The organism is Paenibacillus sp. FSL P4-0176, from assembly GCF_037975265.1.
Classification (GTDB): domain Bacteria; phylum Bacillota; class Bacilli; order Paenibacillales; family Paenibacillaceae; genus Paenibacillus; species Paenibacillus amylolyticus.
Window position 1 is genome coordinate 2,318,834 of the sequence record NZ_CP150242.1, and the last position, 19,700, is coordinate 2,338,533.

13 protein-coding genes are annotated in these 19,700 nt (G+C 48.9%); 12 read left to right on the top strand and 1 reads right to left on the bottom strand.

Annotation, left to right across the window (positions count from 1 at the left end; translation table 11 throughout):
- Positions 1–84: 84 nt before the first annotated feature.
- The 12 genes from MKY95_RS10775 to MKY95_RS10830 all read left to right on the top strand — a co-directional run bounded on the left by MKY95_RS10775 (position 85) and on the right by MKY95_RS10830 (position 18,366).
- Positions 85–1,068, top strand: a complete 984-nt coding sequence (locus MKY95_RS10775; RefSeq protein ID WP_339198693.1) for an ABC transporter substrate-binding protein — start codon at positions 85–87, stop codon at positions 1,066–1,068.
- Positions 1,065–1,877 carry a (2Fe-2S)-binding protein gene (locus MKY95_RS10780; RefSeq protein ID WP_076318383.1) on the top strand — a complete coding sequence of 271 codons (813 nt, stop codon included), beginning with the start codon at positions 1,065–1,067 and terminating at the stop codon, positions 1,875–1,877. Before MKY95_RS10775 ends, MKY95_RS10780 begins: the two co-directional genes overlap by 4 nt.
- 234 nt (positions 1,878–2,111) lie before the next feature.
- Positions 2,112–2,633 carry a TetR/AcrR family transcriptional regulator gene (locus tag MKY95_RS10785; RefSeq protein WP_076318384.1) on the top strand — a complete coding sequence of 174 codons (522 nt, stop codon included), beginning with the start codon at positions 2,112–2,114 and terminating at the stop codon, positions 2,631–2,633.
- A gap of 74 nt (positions 2,634–2,707) precedes the next feature.
- Positions 2,708–3,667 (top strand): NAD-dependent epimerase/dehydratase family protein, encoded by a 960-nt coding sequence (locus MKY95_RS10790; protein ID WP_076318385.1) that lies wholly within the window; start codon positions 2,708–2,710, stop codon positions 3,665–3,667.
- A gap of 351 nt (positions 3,668–4,018) precedes the next feature.
- A complete protein-coding gene (locus tag MKY95_RS10795; RefSeq protein WP_339198696.1) occupies positions 4,019–10,801 on the top strand; it encodes a hypothetical protein in 6,783 nt (2,260 codons plus the stop codon).
- 111 nt (positions 10,802–10,912) lie between these two features.
- The gene (locus MKY95_RS10800) at positions 10,913–11,152 is read left to right on the top strand and encodes a DUF896 domain-containing protein (RefSeq protein WP_017689452.1); all 240 of its coding nucleotides are present in this window, start codon (positions 10,913–10,915) and stop codon (positions 11,150–11,152) included.
- 323 nt (positions 11,153–11,475) lie between these two features.
- Positions 11,476–12,906: an NAD(P)/FAD-dependent oxidoreductase gene (locus tag MKY95_RS10805; protein ID WP_076326981.1), complete on the top strand. Its 1,431-nt coding sequence runs from the start codon at positions 11,476–11,478 to the stop codon at positions 12,904–12,906.
- A gap of 170 nt (positions 12,907–13,076) precedes the next feature.
- A complete protein-coding gene (locus MKY95_RS10810; protein ID WP_339198700.1) occupies positions 13,077–13,526 on the top strand; it encodes a hypothetical protein in 450 nt (149 codons plus the stop codon).
- Between the two features lie 189 nt (positions 13,527–13,715).
- Positions 13,716–14,462 carry a DeoR/GlpR family DNA-binding transcription regulator gene (locus MKY95_RS10815; RefSeq protein ID WP_017689448.1) on the top strand — a complete coding sequence of 249 codons (747 nt, stop codon included), beginning with the start codon at positions 13,716–13,718 and terminating at the stop codon, positions 14,460–14,462.
- A gap of 2 nt (positions 14,463–14,464) precedes the next feature.
- Entirely contained in the window at positions 14,465–15,376 is a 912-nt protein-coding gene (gene pfkB / locus MKY95_RS10820) for a 1-phosphofructokinase (RefSeq protein ID WP_036609763.1), read from the top strand.
- Positions 15,377–15,466: 90 nt separating this feature from the next.
- Positions 15,467–17,434, top strand: coding sequence for a fructose-specific PTS transporter subunit EIIC (locus tag MKY95_RS10825; RefSeq protein ID WP_339198704.1), 1,968 nt, complete (start codon positions 15,467–15,469; stop codon positions 17,432–17,434).
- 143 nt (positions 17,435–17,577) lie between these two features.
- Positions 17,578–18,366, top strand: a complete 789-nt coding sequence (locus MKY95_RS10830; protein WP_036609759.1) for a class I SAM-dependent methyltransferase — start codon at positions 17,578–17,580, stop codon at positions 18,364–18,366.
- A 139-nt stretch (positions 18,367–18,505) separates the two neighbouring features.
- On the opposite strand, the gene MKY95_RS10835 is transcribed toward MKY95_RS10830, so the two are convergent.
- On the bottom strand, positions 18,506–19,645 hold the full coding sequence (locus MKY95_RS10835; protein WP_036609757.1) for a zinc-dependent alcohol dehydrogenase: 1,140 nt from the start codon (positions 19,643–19,645) through the stop codon (positions 18,506–18,508).
- Positions 19,646–19,700: the final 55 nt, after the last annotated feature.

Consider the following 19,700-nt stretch of genomic DNA (forward strand, 5'->3'; position numbering starts at 1 on the left):
ATAATCCATGGTAAGCCTGTATGCTTTTCCCTACTATAGTGATAATGATTATTATTATTAAATAGTAGAGGGGATTTACTACAAATGGTAAGACAGAGAGCAACAACGATGATACTGTTGGCCCTGCTTGTGCTCGTTCTGACAGCATGTAGCAAGGCATCAGAAGTAACAGAAGCAACGCCTCCGCAACAGGATACACCTGTGGAAGAGAGTGGTACGCAAACGATTGAGCATCTTAAAGGAACAACGGTTGTACCGCAAAAAATAGAGCGTATGGTGGTATTATCTGCTGCTTACATCGATCACATGTTGACGATTGGTGAGAAACCAGCAGGCGTTAATGTAGAAGTTCGTTACGGAGGAGATTATTTGCCTTACTTTGCAGATCAGCTTGCCGGCATTCCAACGGTAGGGTCTGCAGACAGTCCTAACCTGGAGGCTATCCTTCAGATTGATCCGGATGTCATCGTTATTGAGAGTCGAACTGCGGAGAGTACGTATGATCAGTTGGTGAAAATCGCTCCGACGATTGTACTTGGTACTGAATGGCTGGATTTTGTTGATGATACAACATATTGGACACAGGATCTGTTGACCATTGCCGGGATGTACAACAAAGTGGATCTGGCAAAAGAAAAGATAGCCGAGGTAGAGCAGCAGGCGAAGCAATTAAAAGCGAAGATCGAACAACTGGATCAAAAAAAGTTGGCTTATCTGCGTGTAAGAGAGAAGACCTTGCAAATTTATGCGGCAAAAGGACATCCAACCAACACACTTTTATATCATGATCTTGGATTTGTGCCAACGACTGTGACACCTGCCGAACAACGTGAGGACCTGTCCATGGAGAAAATTGCAGATGTGGATGCTGATTTCGTAGTTCTGGAGATTGACCCGAATGCCGATGAGTATTTAAACAACATCAACGCAAGCTCACTCTGGAAGGGAGTACCGGCTGTTGGTGCAGACCAGGTCTATACGACAGATTCGTTCTGGTTGTTTAAGGGCTGGGGAGCAATTGGGCGAAGCGAGATTATCAAGGAAGTTGAAGACATGATTAATAGATGAGACGTTATCCAAGACATGATTATTCAGAGATGTCGGAAGCATTACAGCAATTTTTTGTGACGACGATCCGAGTGGACTGCGATGATTCCAAGTATCCTTTTCGTGTGAAGGATCTGCTGAATGATGAGAAACGAAACTCGATATTGCATGAACAGGCTGCGCAGCAAGGGCTTCAACTGGGCGGCAAAGGAAGTGTGGCTGTCGGTACACTTTTTGCCAAACGTTACTCCGTATTTGTGATGTCCGTAATCTCAGCATTAAGTCTATACGATACGATACTTAGCATTGCAGACGATGATGTGCGGTTTGAATTGAATGGAGCAGGTGGCATGCGATATGAGACTAGGCTGAAGAGCTCCTTTCTGGAGGATGGAGATCCTGTTCAGCGCAGGTCAGAGAGCGGCTTGCTCAAGAAGAGAATGCTGTTACATCTGGAACCTGTCCTGCGAGCAGTGGCCGTCGCTACAGGAGCGAGCGATAAGGTCATGTGGTCTCTGGTTGCGCATAATGTTCAACAACTATATGCACGTATGATCCATGATCAGAGCATTTGGAAGACAGATGAACGGCTTGCAAAGATTCAAGAAGATCAAAGCATCTGGCTGGATCGGCAAAACGATAATGCATGTACATTTGCCAATGAGCTACAGTGCTTCGAACATTCCAGTTGGCAGGGACCGCCGTTCCTGATACGTCGATATTGTTGTTTGGCTTATCAGGTTGGGAGCGGCAGTCACGCACATGGGTATTGTGACAGTTGTCCGAAGCTGGATTCGGAATCCCGATTGCGTAAACTTCTTCAGCAGTGAACAGACACTCTTGTACCGCATGGTACGAATCTGTTTCAGACAATCCATGTTCTCTTCGGTTTCCAGTGGATAGAATCTATTATCCCAAGCTACACAACCTGCAGCGGCTTGAGCCAGCGTCTGCGGGTTTGTTGGCTTTGTACAAGGTCACGATACCTTTGCATTGAGGGATAGTATTCGTTATACTTCAAGCTATTGATCAATTAATTACTAACTATTGGAGGGCGGATTATCATGGCAAAGGATACAGCAGCGTCGGTTAACCGGCGAAATGATATTATCTCTGCAGCAATTGACGTCTTCGCGGAAATTGGCTATTATCGTGCGACTACAGCCCAGGTGGCTGAACGGGCACAGATCTCACAGCCGTATATATTTCGTTTTTTCAAAACAAAAGAAGCTTTATTATTAACTGCAATTGAGGTCTCATGGACACGGGTGATTGATTCGTTTCGAATTGTGGTGGAGACGGCGACACCAGATCAGTTAGAGAATGATCTCATTGAAGCCTATGATAAGATTCTGGAATCGCACAAGAGCGAGATCTTGCTTCAGATGCAGGCGCAAACGATCCGGGAGGAAGTCATTCGTCAGGCCATGCAAAAAGGCATTAGTGATGTACGAAGCATGGTACTGGAAGCTTTCACCGTTGCAGGAATCGCTGAACCGCTAAAAAGAACCATGATTTTTCTGGCAATCGGGATGTTGTGTAATGTATCTAATGCACTGGATATGCCGGAGCTGAAGGAACGATAGAGAGGGAGGTAAAGTCCCTTTTTATATTTTAATTATTGATCAATCACTAAATAGATGAAAGAGGTCGATCCACGATGAAAAGAGCTATTGTGATTGGAGCCACAGGTGGAACAGGTGTAGCAATTACGGAGGAATTGATTAGACGAGGGATTTCAACGATCGCATTTGGGCGCTCCCGTCAAAAGTTGGAGCAACTTGCGGTAAAATTGGGATATCCGGATCACCTGCTAATTGCAGTTGGAGATGCATTTCGGTCGGAGGATATTATTGCTGCTTCCCAGGGTGCCGATGTCATATTTCATTGTGCGAATGTCCCTTATAACGAGATGGAGAGCAGGCTGATTCCGCTCGGTGAATCTGTGATGGCGGCGGCAGAACACTTGGGTCTGAACGTGGTTGTTATAGACGGAATCTATCCCTATGGCAGAAGACAAATGAAGGAAGTAACGGAAGAACATCCGAAGCAGCCACATACCCGCAAAGGCAAGACACGACTTGCCTATGAACAGATGTTATTCAGCACAAGATGGAGTAGAGCTCAGGTGATGATCGTTCGTTTGCCAGATTATTATGGCCCATCGGCTAATCAGGCTTCCTATCTGGGTTCAACTCTTGAAGCGATAGCAAAAGGAAAGATGGCTTTTTTTATCGGGAATATGAACGTGCCGAGAGAGTATATTTATTTGCCGGATGCTGCGGTCATGGTGGTGGAGCTGGCAAGCAGAGAGACGACGTATGGACAGAACTGGAACATTCCTGGATTGGGGATCATCTCGGGTCATGACATCGTGCGATTGGCACAGAAGGCTGCAGGAAGAAGTAAACCTGTGATGGCGTTAGGAAGAGTGGGATTGTCTTTGATTGGACTAGGTGTACCCGTTATGAAAGAAATTGTAGAAATGTTATATCTGACTGAGGAACCCCTGATCCTGAGTAGACAGAAGTATGAGGAACGGATTGGCCCGGTTGTGGCAACATCTTTTGAGGAAGGAATTGCGTTGACGATTAAGGAGTTGGAGTTGCAGGGGGAGTAGAGGGGAATATATTTTTTGGAGAAAAGTAATTGATTGATCACTAACTGTGAAGGTTTCATAGGTATATTGAATAGGGGGCGCACAAAGCTAGTCCAGGGCATAGAGTGTACTATTGTAAAATGCGGGGATTTGACGTGGTGTACAAGGAGGGGGGATTCTCTTGTGAGTGGTATATCCAAAAGGAAACGCAAAATTTCCTCAATCAGTACAGGTAAACGGAAAGCAAAAAAATCAAAAAAACACTCTATCCCAAAGAAGAAGAGTAAGTCTTGTAAGAAAAGCAGACGTAAATGCAAAAAAAAGAAAAGTCACAGGATTCCTTTCCTTCGCGGCCCACGGGGTTATCAGGGAATGAGAGGATTCACTGGAGCAACAGGTGCTACTGGGTTAACTGGAGACCCTGGGTATCCCGGCATATGGGGAGCAACCATTTTAACAGGACGGACCGGAGTAACGGGAACCACGGGAAGTACCGGAATAACTGGAGTCACAGGTGCAACAGGTGCAACAGGAGCTACCGGACTGATGGGCACCACAGGTGTGACTGGTACTACAGGATTTACAGGTCCGACCGGTCCAACGGGTGAGGCGGGATCAACTGGATCTACAGGAAGCACAGGAGTTACAGGATCGACTGGAGTCACAGGAACAACCGGCGCAACTGGAATTACCGGATTTGGTGTTACAGGCGTGACCGGTGCTACAGGAAATACCGGTATAACCGGCTTCACAGGTCCAACTGGAGTTGCAGGATTAGCTGGGGCTACCGGGTTCACTGGAGCAACTGGTCCAACTGGTCCAACTGGGATTGGTGTGATGGGACTAACGGGATCTACTGGTGAAACAGGATTCACAGGAGTTACAGGTTCGACTGGCCCAACCGGAGCGACGGGTCTAATAGGTATTACGGGTGCGACTGGATTAACGGGAAGTACTGGCGAAATTGGAATCACAGGCCCGTCCGGAGCAACAGGAACAACTGGTATTACTGGGACCACAGGTATTACAGGCGTCAGTGGCGTAACTGGAACGACAGGTACTACGGGCGCGACCGGCCCAACCGGTGAGACAGGTATCACCGGAGTTACAGGCGCTACAGGATTTACTGGGGCGATAGGAGCAATGGGAAGTACGGGGCCAACTGGAAATACTGGCATAACCGGCGCAACTGGTGCCACTGGGGAAACGGGTCTAACGGGAAGTACTGGTACGACAGGACCCACTGGGGGGATCGGGTCTACGGGAGTTACTGGTGTAACCGGAACTACAGGAAGTACTGGAATAACAGGTAATACTGGTGAAACAGGATCAACAGGTACGACCGGATTACCTGGCGTTACGGGTACCACGGGTGTAACCGGTTCTACTGGAATTACAGGCCTCACGGGGATTACTGGAGCAACTGGTGCTACTGGCACTACCGGTGTCACAGGTACGACTGGTGTGTCAGGACTCACTGGGGCCACTGGTATAAGTGGTGTCACTGGTGAAACAGGACCAACAGGTACAACCGGATTAACTGGCGTTACAGGTATAACTGGCGTTACAGGTATAACTGGCGTTACTGGAATTGCGGGCACAACAGGAACGACTGGAATAACAGGTGCAACAGGTATTACTGGATTTACAGGCAGTACAGGTGCGATCGGACCAACTGGTGCCACTGGCACAACCGGAGTCACAGGTACGACTGGTGTGTCAGGACCGACCGGGGCTACTGGAGAAACGGGTACCACCGGAGTTACAGGTGCTACAGGATCTGCTGGGGCGATAGGGGCAACGGGAAGTACAGGTACAACCGGCGTTACAGGCATAACCGGCATAACCGGCAATACTGGTGTAACAGGAGCCACAGGAATTACTGGAGCAACTGGAACTACTGGAGATACAGGAGATACAGGTCAAACAGGGGTCACAGGAACGACAGGGTTAACAGGGGTAACCGGAATCACCGGTGAGACTGGAGCCACAGGGATTACAGGTACAACTGGACTAACTGGCATTACTGGAACCACGGGTATCACAGGCGTGACCGGAGCTACCGGACTGACTGGTGTCACTGGGGAAACGGGTCTAACAGGATTCACAGGCACGACAGGAGCGACGGGACCGACTGGGGCGACTGGAGCAACCGGAATTACAGGTATCTCGGGAGTGACTGGCGTAACCGGAATGACGGGAATTACGGGAGCGACCGGGGCCACTGGTGTCACTGGAGAGACGGGTCTAACAGGAGGTACAGGTGCAACTGGTATTACAGGTCTTACGGGTGCGACTGGGATCACAGGAATCACGGGTACAGCTGGTGTAACTGGCCCAACAGGTGCGACTGGAGAAACAGGAAGTACAGGTGCCACGGGAGTAACCGGAACAACTGGTGTAACTGGAGAGTCGGGTCTAACTGGGGCTACAGGTGTAACGGGCTCAACCGGTTCGACTGGCCCAACAGGAGAGACAGGACTAACAGGTCTAACTGGAGCTACTGGAAGTACGGGTGCGACGGGAACAACTGGTGTTACAGGTGCAGCCGGAGTTAGTGGCACAACAGGAATTGCTGGCGTAACTGGCGCGACAGGACTCACCGGGGTTACTGGTTCAACTGGTAATACCGGAGCTACTGGCATAACCGGGGTCACCGGCGAAACAGGGCCAACCGGCACAACTGGCTTAACTGGCGTTACGGGTACAATTGGTGTGACCGGAGCAACAGGCGTCACTGGAGAGACAGGAGCTACAGGTCTGACGGGAAATACAGGACCAACGGGTGTCACCGGATTTACGGGTCCAACAGGTGAAACAGGAATCACTGGAGTTACAGGCCCTACTGGAGCAACCGGCTCAATCGGAACTACTGGAGATACAGGTTCAACAGGGGTCACAGGTACGACTGGTGTGACGGGACCGACCGGTGCAACTGGAGAAACGGGAATTACAGGTGCGGCTGGACTAACTGGCATTACCGGAACCACGGGCGTTACTGGGGAGACTGGTCTAACAGGGAACACAGGTGTAACGGGACCAACCGGCACGACTGGTTTAACTGGCGTAACGGGACTTACTGGTGTGACCGGAACTACTGGCACTAGTGGCATAACGGGAACAACTGGTATTACGGGAGTAACCGGAGCAACAGGTGTCACTGGAGAGACGGGTCTAACAGGAGGTACAGGTGCAACTGGTATTACAGGTGCTATGGGTGCGACTGGACTAACTGGTATTACCGGAACCACGGGTACAGCTGGGGTAACGGGCCCAACAGGTGCCACTGGAGCAACAGGAAGTATAGGTGCCACGGGAGTAACCGGAACAACTGGTGTAACTGGAGAGTCGGGTCTAACAGGAGTCACTGGTGTCACTGGTGTCACCGGGGAAACGGGTATAACTGGGGCCACAGGTGTAACGGGCCCTACCGGATCGACTGGCCCTACAGGAGAGACGGGGTTAACCGGGGTCACAGGTCCGACTGGTGTGACGGGACTGAACGGTGCAACTGGAGAAACTGGAATTACAGGTACAACTGGACTAACTGGCATTACTGGAACCACGGGTATCACAGGCGTGACCGGAGTTACCGGACTGACTGGTGTCACTGGGGAAACGGGTCTAACAGGATTCACAGGCGCGACGGGACCGACGGGATCGACTGGGGCGACAGGAGCAACCGGAATTACAGGTATCTCGGGAGTGACTGGCATAACCGGAACGACAGGTGTTACTGGGGAGACCGGTCTAACAGGAAACACAGGTGTAACGGGCCCTACCGGTTCGACTGGCCCAACTGGTGAAATAGGACCAACCGGCACGACTGGCTTAACTGGCGTTACGGGTACAATTGGTGCGACCGGAGCAACAGGCGTCACTGGAGAGACGGGTCTAACTGGGAGCACAGGTACGACTGGAGTTACTGGTATACCCGGTCCGATAGGCACTACAGGACTAACAGGGAATACTGGTGAAACAGGATCAACAGGAACTACTGGAGCTACTGGAACTACAGGTCCAACAGGTACGACTGGTGTGACGGGATCAACTGGAGAAACGGGGATTACAGGTGCAACAGGAGTTAGTGGCATAACAGGAATTACCGGAACGACAGGTGTAACTGGAGAAACAGGGTTCACAGGACCAACCGGTGTGACCGGAGCCACTGGGGTCACAGGGGAAACGGGTACGACTGGAGCAACGGGAAGTACGGGTACTACGGGAGTTACTGGTGTTACGGGATTAACTGGAGCCACGGGCATTACAGGAGAGACGGGTGTAACAGGCGTTACCGGCACGACAGGACCAACCGGAGCCACTGGTGCGACTGGAGTTACAGGATCAACGGGGAGTACGGGTTCCACAGGAATAACTGGCGTAACCGGACCGACTGGTGCTACTGGTATTACTGGGGTAACTGGATTTACAGGAGTTACAGGGGCAACCGGTCCAACGGGTATTACTGGTGAAGCAGGAATTACAGGCGCCACCGGCACAACTGGCCAAACTGGTGAGACGGGAGTAACTGGACTTACTGGGGTTACAGGTAATACAGGATTTACTGGAACGACGGGAACAACTGGTGCCACAGGAGAGACGGGTCTAAGAGGGGTCACAGGTACGACTGGTGTGACGGGGCCCACCGGGGCTACTGGAGTAACAGGAAGCACGGGCATTACAGGAGAGACGGGTGTAACAGGCGCCATCGGTACAACAGGTGTAACGGGACCAACCGGTGCGACCGGAGCCACTGGGGCAACCGGAACTACGGGAGTTACTGGCGTAACCGGCTCGACTGGAGAGACGGGTGCAACAGGCGTTACCGGCACGACAGGTACAACAGGACCAACCGGAGCCACTGGTGCGACTGGCATAACCGGAGTTACAGGTACGACTGGTGCTACAGGGGCAACCGGTCCAACGGGTATTACTGGTGAAACAGGAGCAACCGGCACGACCGGCGTAACTGGCATTACGGGTGTGACTGGAGCTACTGGAATTACAGGTGCCACCGGCCCAACTGGTCAAACTGGTGTGACGGGACCCACCGGGGCTACTGGAGCAACGGGAACTACGGGAGTTACTGGTGTAACCGGCGCGACTGGCGTAACTGGTGTTACGGGTACAACAGGTACGACTGGAGCAACAGGAACCACGGGTATTACAGGAGAGACAGGTGTAACAGGCGTTACCGGCCCGACAGGTGTAACGGGACCCACCGGGGCTACTGGAGCAACGGGAACTACGGGTATCACAGGTTCGACTGGCATAACCGGAGTTACAGGTACGAATGGTGCTACAGGGGCAACCGGTCCAACGGGTATTACTGGTGAAACAGGAGCAACCGGCACGACTGGCTTAACTGGTGTTACGGGCACAATTGGTGCGACCGGAGCAACAGGCGTCACTGGAGAGACGGGTCTAACTGGGAGCACAGGAGCCACAGGAATTACTGGTGCTACAGGTCCAACAGGGGTCACAGGAACGACAGGTGAGACGGGTCTAACCGGGATTACAGGTGCGACTGGTGCTACTGGAATTACTGGGGTAACTGGATTTACAGGAGCCACTGGTGCCACTGGAGAGACGGGTCTAACAGGGGTCACAGGTACGACTGGTGTGACGGGGCCCACCGGGGCTACTGGAGCAACAGGAACCACGGGCATTACAGGAGAGACGGGCGTAACAGGCGCCATCGGTACAACAGGTGTAACGGGACCAACCGGTGCGACCGGAGCCACTGGGGCAACCGGAACTACGGGAGTTACTGGCGTAACCGGCTCGACTGGAGAGACGGGTGCAACAGGCGTTACCGGCACGACAGGTACAACAGGACCAACCGGAGCCACTGGTGCGACTGGCATAACCGGAGTTACAGGTACGACTGGTGCTACAGGGGCAACCGGTCCAACGGGTATTACTGGTGAAACAGGAGCAACCGGCACGACCGGCGTAACTGGCATTACGGGTGTGACTGGAGCTACTGGAATTACAGGTGCCACCGGCCCAACTGGTCAAACTGGAGAGACGGGTCTAACAGGGGGCACAGGTACGACTGGTGTGACGGGACCAACCGGGGCTACTGGAGCAACGGGAACTACGGGAGTTACAGGCGTAACCGGAGCGACAGGAACTACGGGTGCGACTGGTGCCACTGGGATCACAGGTGTGACTGGAGCAATAGGAACCACGGGTATTACAGGAGAGACGGGTGTAACAGGCGTTACAGGCACGACCGGCGCGACGGGAACAACAGGAACCACGGGTATTACTGGCGTGACCGGAGCAGCTGGGGCTACAGGGCTCACAGGTGTATCAGGAGCCACCGGAAGTACTGGTTCAACAGGAGTTACCGGTATAACTGGCGCGACCGGAACAACTGGAGAAACAGGAATAACGGGAGCTACAGGACTAACTGGTGTAACTGGGACAACAGGAACTACAGGTGCAACTGGGGTTGCCGGAGTTACGGGAACTACTGGGGTTACAGGCATCACAGGAGCCACCGGCCCGACTGGACCAACTGGGGCTAATGGAATTACGGGGGCAACCGGTGTAACGAGTGCAACCGGAGCTACGGGTGCCACTGGAGCAACAGGCATAACAGGAACTACCGGTGCGACTGGGGCAACGGGGCTGACAGGAGCCACGGGCCCAACCGGCCCCAATTTTGCAACACAAGGGTTCTCGGCATTCCTGGCTACACTTTCGACAGCAACCAGCACTCAGTTAACCAACTGGACGACTACGGCTCCCTATTACGGTAATGCCAACTTCAATGCAACAACAGGAAACTATACCGTCCCGGTAACCGGAAGATACTCCATTGTGGCCACGATCAATTATGCAACGACTGCAGCGATTGCCCTATCTCTGGGTGCTGGGGTTAACCCAGCCTTTCTTGTACAGAGAACATCACCTACGGTAACGACACTTGTCAGTGGTTTGTTGCCCGTCCTAAATGTCGCGATCACGCTACTCACACTGCGGGCAGTGCTGGGAAGTGGTTCAGTGACTTTGGCAGTGGAAGTCGCATTGAATGCGGGAGATGTGATTGGACTGTTCTATGCTGCAAATGGGTTGACGATTACATTGAACCTGGGCAGTGGTGCTACAAATGGAATTGTGTGGTCTGTGCATGAGATCACCTAAACACTTCTCAACGGATTGCGCCTATGGACAAATTCGTAAAGTTGTAATAAGTTAGTTTGAAGATATTCGAAGTATCTTTCGAAATTTGGACTAACAAGTGAGGTGGATTGCATGATTCCTATTTTGGGACGCATTAACGAATTAAGTCGAAAACAACGCAGCAGCGTCGGCTTGACAAAAGCAGAACAAAGCGAGCAGCAAGAGCTTAGAAAACAATATTTGCAGGCTATTCGAGGTCAGGTGCTGACAACCATGCTGGCAGTATCCGTTGTGGACCCACTGGGTCATGATGTGACCCCTGAGAAATTAACCAATGAAAAATTGCAGCGCCGTGAACAAGCCGGCCAATAGCATTCCTTTAAAAAGACAGACCAAGGTTACATCTTGGTCTGTCTTTTTTTATTTTCTGCAATCATCCGCTCAGCAGGAACTGCATTAATAATCCAGTTAGAGTTTCGTATTAATTAACAAGCATGTTAGATATTTTTAGTATTGATGACAATAAATCTACCGCGAACTTCAAAAAATCCCCGATAACTCATATAATAACGCTAATATATTTCAGAAACACAAAGAAAAATCACAATTACTCTCAATATAACTGACAACAAACTTACATCAAATAATCAAAGAAAGATTAGTTCATATATGTATCTCGAAAGGGTTGATGAATCATGAGCCTGGAAGCTTTAAATGAACGTGTGAAGAATGATCTGGCTTATTTGTCATTTGGTGGCGCGAACTGGGTACGTCCAAGAGAACATGCAGATGGTCATGTCTATGATGTCGTCATTGTGGGTGGAGGCCAGAGTGGATTAGGGGCGGCATTTGGACTTCTTCGTGAACGGATCTCCAATATTGTTGTCATTGACGAGAATGCATCGGGGCTTGAAGGACCATGGGAGACTTATGCACGTATGGTTACTTTGCGCACACCCAAGCATCTGACTTCCATCGATCTGGGTATCCCCTCGTTAACTTTTCGCTCATGGTGGGAAGCACAGGTTGGACCCGAAGGTTGGGAAGAGGTAGACAAGATCCCGCGTGGAGACTGGATGAATTATTTACGCTGGTATCGGAAAGTGCTGAATCTACCTGTGCTTAATGAGGTGAAATTGACGCTGGTTGAGCCAATAGAGTACGGAATACATCGACTTCATGTGAACAAGGCAGGAACTCAGATGGATGTTATACTTGCTCGCAAAGTAGTGTTTGCTACGGGAATACAAGGTGGTGGAGAGTGGCATGTACCTTCCATGATTGCCGATAGATTACCTCGGGAGTTGTATGCCCACACGTCTGAAGGGATTGATTTTGATCGGTTAAAAGGTAAAAGAATTGCTGTGCTTGGCGGCGGCGCTTCTGCATTCGATAATGCGAGTTATGCCCTTGCCACGGGTGTGGCGGAAGCTCATGTATTTGTGCGGCGGGAACAGCTGCCTAGTGTTAATCCTATTCGTCAGATGGAACAATCCGGTATGATTGAGCGATACCACGCTCTTCCGGTTGCTGATAAATATGAAGTGATCTCTCATTTCTTCAAATTCAATCAACCCCCAACCAATGATACGTTTAATCGTGCGGCAGCCTGGCCTGGATTCGAACTACATTTGAATTCGCCTTGGCTGAGTGTAGCAGCAACAGACCAAGGCGCGATTGTGCATACCACACAGGGAGCATATGAGTTTGATTTTCTGATTATTAGCACAGGTCTTCTCAGTGATCCGGCACTCCGTCCTGAACTGAAGCTTGTGGAGCCATACATCGCACGTTGGGAGGATTGTTACCAGGCTCCGCCAGAGCTTCGCAATGCGTTGCTGGACGCACATCCATACCTGAGTTCCGGGTTTGCAATGACAAGCAGGAGTGAACAGGGTGAGAAACCGTTGCACGGACTGTTTGTATTCAACTACTCTGCACTTGCCAGCTGTGGTCTGTCGGCATCGGCAATATCGGGGACCAAGAGCGCGGTGCCGAAACTGGTCTCTGCCATAGCGGATCAATTGTTCCTCGATGATCGGGAGATTATTTTGCAACAATTCTATGCGTATGAAGAACAGGAATTTACGGCTACGTGGGTGAAAAGTGGTGCCCTCGCTGAGTAATCGCACTCCATAATATTGTGAACGTGTGGCATCTGATGCTGCACGTTTTTTTGCTTTTTATATGATGAAGGTTACACTTGCCTTTAATTTGTTGTAAAATGTCGGTTGGAACATGTTAAAGGCAGGGATAATAGATGAATGAAATGAACTATGAACAATTTAGAGCCCATTTGAAGAAAGCGTCGCGTAAACGAAATGTACCTTTGATTAAGATCGTAGCATTTCAAGAGAAATACATGAAGATTGAAGAAGTTCAATTTTACGATGTGGAACAAAATCATATGAGTGTTCGGGCTTGCAATACGTTGTGGATGCATCTGGAGAATAAATCTTTCCGTAATATGGTGTCCCAACATTTGAAGTTTTATAGAGATATGGAGAACCTGGGCCGGCATTCCTTTGAGAATCTGATCAAAGAACTATATGATACGTCTGTTCCTGTGCTGCTCGATTACAATCCCGCTCATTATTATACCTCGGGGCAGCTCGCTGAGATTCTGGTCATGGACGAGGAGAGGTTAATTGAACAATTGGAGATGGGCCGCTTCAAGGGTGCTTTTATTAATGAAGATGGCAAATGGCTTAAACCCAAACCGGATGCTATGGTTGTAGAGTCATAAACGTCATGCAGTTCCCATGAAAATCAAAATCCTGCAACGCCGCGCATCAAGCGCTGGAGGCTGCAGGATTTTTAATGAAGATTCTAAGTCGAAAGATGCGGGTTTTTGAATGTTTTTAAATTATTTTGAATGAAAGTGGTTGTTTTTTGAGTGAGTTATGATACTATAGAAGCAGTTGGAGGAATGAAGATGCTGACTGAAGAACGATATGCTGCAATTATAGAGCGCTTACATTTACAGGGAATTGTGAAATTGCAAGAGCTTGTTGATGTGTTGGGTGCTTCTGAATCAACGATTAGGCGTGACTTGATCGATCTGGAGAGTCGTCAGATGCTCAAACGCATCCACGGCGGTGCCGCACTGGTGAATGAAAAAACGCTGGAACCGGGCATGGAAGAAAAAACGTTCAAAAACATTCAACAAAAAACGACAATTGCCCGTTTGGCTGCACAGGAGATCGAAAATGGCGAATGCATTTATCTGGATGCAGGAACGACAACGTTAGCCATGATTCCTTTTATTGAAGCTAAAGACGTAACGGTTGTTACCAATGGACTTTCACATGTTGAAGCTTTGGTAAGCAAGCGTATTCGCAGTTATTTGCTCGGAGGTATGATGAAAATTCATACAAAAGCAGTCATTGGCAGTATCGCATTACAGAACATGGATAATTTCCGTTTTGATAAATGTTTTCTTGGAAGCAACGGAGTTGATCCCGAAATGGGGTATACAACACCGGATCCGGAGGAAGCCTTGATTAAAAGGCGTGCACATCAATTGTCGGGAAAATCTTATGTGCTGGCTGATTCCAGCAAAATAGGGGAAATTACTTTTGCCAAATTGTTTGATTTGGAGGAGGCCGATTTGATTACCGAGCAGATGCCAGAACATTGGCGGCCTGGAATCGCCCAGAAAACTAAAATAATTGAGGGATAACGATGATATATACGATAACACTTAACCCGTCCATTGATTACATCGTGGAAGTGGATGAGCTGAAGCTTGGCGGATTGAATCGAATGAATCGGGATTTGAAGCTCCCTGGCGGCAAAGGCATTAATGTCTCTCGCATACTGAATCAACTTGGAGCAGATAACACGGCTATTGGTTTCCTTGGTGGATTCACGGGACGTTTCATTAATGACAAGTTGCAAGAAGATAACATTCGGACAGACTTTGTTACGATTGCAGACGATACTCGCATTAACATCAAGCTGAAGCATGGAGAAGAGACAGAGATTAATGGTCTTGGACCTGCAATAAGTGCCGAAGAGGCGGAGCAGTTGCTTCACAAATTGTCCTCATTGCAAAAAGGAGATATTGTCATTCTCTCCGGAAGTGTACCTCCTTCACTTGGAACGGATTTTTATGATCGTCTCATTAAAGTGTGCAAGCAAACGGGTGCCGAATTTGTGATTGATACAACTGGCCCTGCGTTAATGGAAGCTCTTGAACATGCACCATTGCTGGTGAAGCCAAATCATCATGAACTGGCCGAACTGTTCGGTGTAACGATTAATACTCGCGAGGAACTGGTGTTATACGGGCGTAAGTTGCTGGAAGCCGGTGCCAAACATGTGTTGATCTCCATGGCAGGCGAGGGTGCATTATTCATTACCAAAGCCGAAGTTCATCATGCGAATGTGCCAAAAGGTACTGTGAAAAACTCGGTTGGTGCCGGTGACTCCATGATTGGCGGATTCGTAGGTACCTATGTACAGAGCGGAAATTTGCTGGAAGCTTTCCGCACAGGGGTTGCATCTGGAAGCGCAACTGCGTTCTCGGATGATCTGGCAACACGTGAATTGATTGATGAATTGCGTAATCAAGTGACCATTACGACAATCTAGTCTAACGGTCTTATAGAAGGTCTTCATTGTAACTGTAATGTAGTGAGGCCTGCCTATGCAGGCCGACTGAACTTAAGGGAGTGTACCAAGATGAGAATAACAGACTTGATGATCCAAGAAACGATGATCATGGACCTGCAAGCCACAACCAAAGATGAGGCTATTGATGAACTAATTGCAAGCCTGAGCCGAAGCGGACGAATTAATGATCCGGTCCTGTTCAAGGAAATGATCTATAAAAGAGAAGCTGAATCCAGCACAGGTATCGGTGGCGGAATTGCAATGCCACATGCCAAAACAACAGCGGTGAACGAACCAACAGTTGTATTTGCCAAGAGTAGAAAAGGACTTGATTTTGAAGCGTTGGATGATCAGCCAGCTCATGTGTTCTTCATGATTGCGGCTCCAGAAGGCGCAGGTAATACCCATCTGCGTACGCTTGCAGCTCTTTCCAGGTTGTTGATTGATAGCGATTTCATCTCACAATTGATGAGTACAGATACACCAGCCGAAGTTAGTGCATTGTTTGATGCCAAACAGGCTGAAGCAGCTGAGAAGGAAGCAGCCAAAGAAAAAGCAAAAGCTGAAAAAGCAGCAAATGCCGCATCCACTTCTACTACTGGTCAGCAACAGAATACTTCTGGTGTGATTGTAGGTAATGCCAATTCGGAAGATTTTGTTGTTGCGGTTACAGCCTGTCCAACCGGTATAGCTCATACGTTTATGGCTGAAGATGCACTTAAAAAGAAAGCTCAGGAAATGGGCATTAATATTCGCGTAGAGACAAACGGCTCTGAAGGAGCGCAGAATGTTCTCACTGCTGATGAGATCGCTCGTGCTAAAGGGGTTATCGTTGCCGCAGACAAAAATGTGGAGATGGCACGTTTCGATGGCAAACCGGTATTGCAAAGACCGGTGAGTGATGGAATCCGTAAATCCGAAGAGCTGATTCGCAAGGCTGTTAACGGTGATGCACCGATCTATCGCAGCCAAGGCGGAAATGCGAAGGAAGAGGGCGCAAGCACTGGCAAGATTAGTGTAGGTAGCAAAATCTATAAAGATCTGATGAATGGTATCTCGCATATGCTGCCATTCGTTGTAGGTGGCGGTATACTGCTAGCAATCTCCTTCTTGTTCGAACAGCTTGCTAGCCCTGAGAATCCGATTGTGCAACTGCTTCAAACGATCGGTGGCGGAACAGGTGCGTTCCACTTCCTGATTCCGGTACTTGCCGGATTTATCGCGATGAGCATTGGTGATCGCCCAGCCCTGATGCCTGGTATGGTCGGTGGATTGATGGCGGTTAACTCAAACGCCGGTTTCCTTGGTGGTTTGGCTGCCGGTTTCCTGGCGGGTTATGTAGTTATTGGTCTCCGTAAGTTGTTCAAAGGATTGCCAAAAGCGATTGATGGCTTGAAACCAATCTTGCTGTATCCGGTATTTGGTTTACTGATCGTGGGTGCCATCAGTTTCTATGTCTTTGATCCAATCTTTGGTTCCCTGAACACCTGGCTTGTAGATGCACTGGGTAATCTGGGTACAGGTAATGCGGTATTGTTGGGCTTGCTGCTTGGCGGTATGATGTCCATCGATATGGGTGGACCGTTCAACAAAGCAGCTTACACGTTCGCCATTGGTGTATTCACATCCAGTGGTAACACAGACGGTGCATGGATGGCAGCGGTAATGGCAGGTGGTATGGTGCCTCCTCTGGCGATTGCACTTGCAACAACATTCTTCAAATCCAAATTTACAGAGCAAGAACGCAAATCAGGCCTGACTAACTATGTACTTGGATTCTCTTTCATTACAGAAGGTGCAATTCCATTTGCTGCGGCTGATCCATTACGTGTATTGACTTCTTGTATTCTGGGTTCCGCTGTTGCTGGCGGATTGACACAACTGTGGAGCATTAATGTACCAGCTCCGCACGGCGGGATCTTTGTTGCAGCACTGGCGAACCACGCATTATTGTTCCTGCTCGCTGTTGCGATTGGTTCTGTGATCTCCGGTCTGATTCTGGGACTGTGGAAGAAGTCACCAACGCTTGTGAAGTAATAAATATAAGAAACATCTCCTGGGTGAAATTCACTTGGGGGATGTTTTTTATTTTAGCTTTTACATTCATCTATGGTAAAATAAATATAATTATATTTTGAAACTATGTTTCGTCTAATGAAACTTGTGCAGGAGGAATTGGAATGTCTGATGTAATCAAAAGTCAGGTGCAGAAGCAGTTTGCGAAAAATGCAGGTAAATATGTGACGAGTTCGGGGCATGCCAAAGGTGAGGATCTCACGTTGCTCGTGGCTTCATCTCAAGCCACTCCGGATATGAACGTGCTGGATATCGCCACTGGAGGAGGGCATGTCGCTAATGCATTGGCTCCACTTGTTCAGCGGGTGACAGCCCTCGATCTAACGGAAGAAATGCTTCAGGTAGCTGAAGCATTTATCCATGGCAATGGACACCGTAATGTAGATTTTGTAGCCGGGGATGCAGAGAAGCTTCCATTCGATGATGATATCTATGACCTTGTGACCTGCCGAATCGCTGCTCACCATTTTCCGGACGTTTCTTCGTTTGTTCATGAGGCATTACGAGTCATGAAGCCTGGTGGAAGGTTGTTATTCATTGACAACGTGGCACCTGAACGTGATGAGAATGACCAGTTTTACAATGAAGTGGAGAAGTGCCGGGATGCAAGCCATGTTCGAGCATGGCGCAAGACGGAATGGATTCATATGCTGGAGTATGCGGGCTTCCGAATGGAAACGATGGTTTCCTTCCAGAAGCGCTTTAAGTTTGAAGAGTGGTGTAACCGTGCGGCACTGCCGGAACGGGAGAGAAGGGAACTTGAAGCAAGTATGTTGAGTGCACCGTCCATCATCAGAAAATTTTTCAATTTTGAAGTGACAACGAACGGGAAGCTCGACAGCTTCCAAGGAGAAAGTGTGTATATCCAAGCGACTAAACCGACTCATGTCTGATTAGGTACAGACCATTTAGCTGGCTGAGCAGTTTATGCAACGGTAACAGGATGAATGTCGATAAAATAAAACAAGCAGAGTACCTTGAACAGGTAGTTCTGCTTGTTTTATTTTGCATATTTATAATCAAAGCGACGGTTCAGGGTTTTAGTATAACTTTGGTACATTCGTCTTCATGATCGTTGAAAATGCGGTATGCATCGCTTGCATTCTCCAGTGAAATCCGATGGGAGATGATCTCCGTTGGATCAAATTCACCAGCAGTGATTTTGCGGAACAATTCAGGCATGTAATGTATAACAGGAGCTTGTCCCATTTTAAGATTGATATTGCGTTCAAACAAATTACCTAACGGAAACATGTTGTAGGAAGAGCCATATACACCCGTAAGTTGGAGTGTGCCGAATTTGCGGATTGCTTTCATGCCGATTTCGATCGCACTCAGTGAACCGCCATGAAGTTTCAGCTTCTGTCCGATCTCCTCCAGCGTGGTTTTTTTACCATCCATACCTACACAGTCGATAACAACGTCGGTTCCGCCTTGTGTAATCTCACGAATGTGCTCACCCATATCATCGTAATCTTCGAAATTAAAGATCTCTGCATCGTTCAAACGTTTGGCTTTCTCCAGTCGATAGGGCAGGCGATCCACAGCAATAACGCGTTTGGCACCTTTCATCCAGGCGAACTTCTGCGTCATCAGCCCAATGGGTCCACTACCGAGTACAGTAACCGTATCTCCCGGTTTAACTCCGGCATTCTCCACGCTCCAATATGCGGTTGGAAGAACATCGGACAGGAATAATAAAGCCTCATCTTCCAGTTCACAGGATTCAGGAATCACAAACGGAGTGAAGTTCCCGTAGGGAACACGCAATAATTCTGCCTGACCTCCGGGGTGGTTTCCGTAACGTTCGGTGAATCCAAAATATCCACCTGTATGTATATCCGGATTGCCATTGGAATTATCGCACTGGCTCTCCATGTCATGATTGCAATAGAAGCATTCACCACAAGCGATGTTAAAAGGCAGGACCACACGGTCCCCCTTCTTCACACGTGTCACTTCTGGACCTACTTCTTCTACAATGCCCATCGGTTCATGACCGATAACATAATCTTTGGCAGCAGGCAAGGCTCCCTGATAAATATGCAGATCCGATCCACATATAGCTGTGGAAGTAATACGAACGATAATGTCATCCTTCTGTTGCAGTTTGGGATCTTCAACCTCTTTGACTTGAATGTCCTTGATTCCCTGAAACGTAACGGCTCTCATCTTTCATATTCCTCCTTATATAGTGGGATTCTCTGACAATTACCCCATTTCAGCT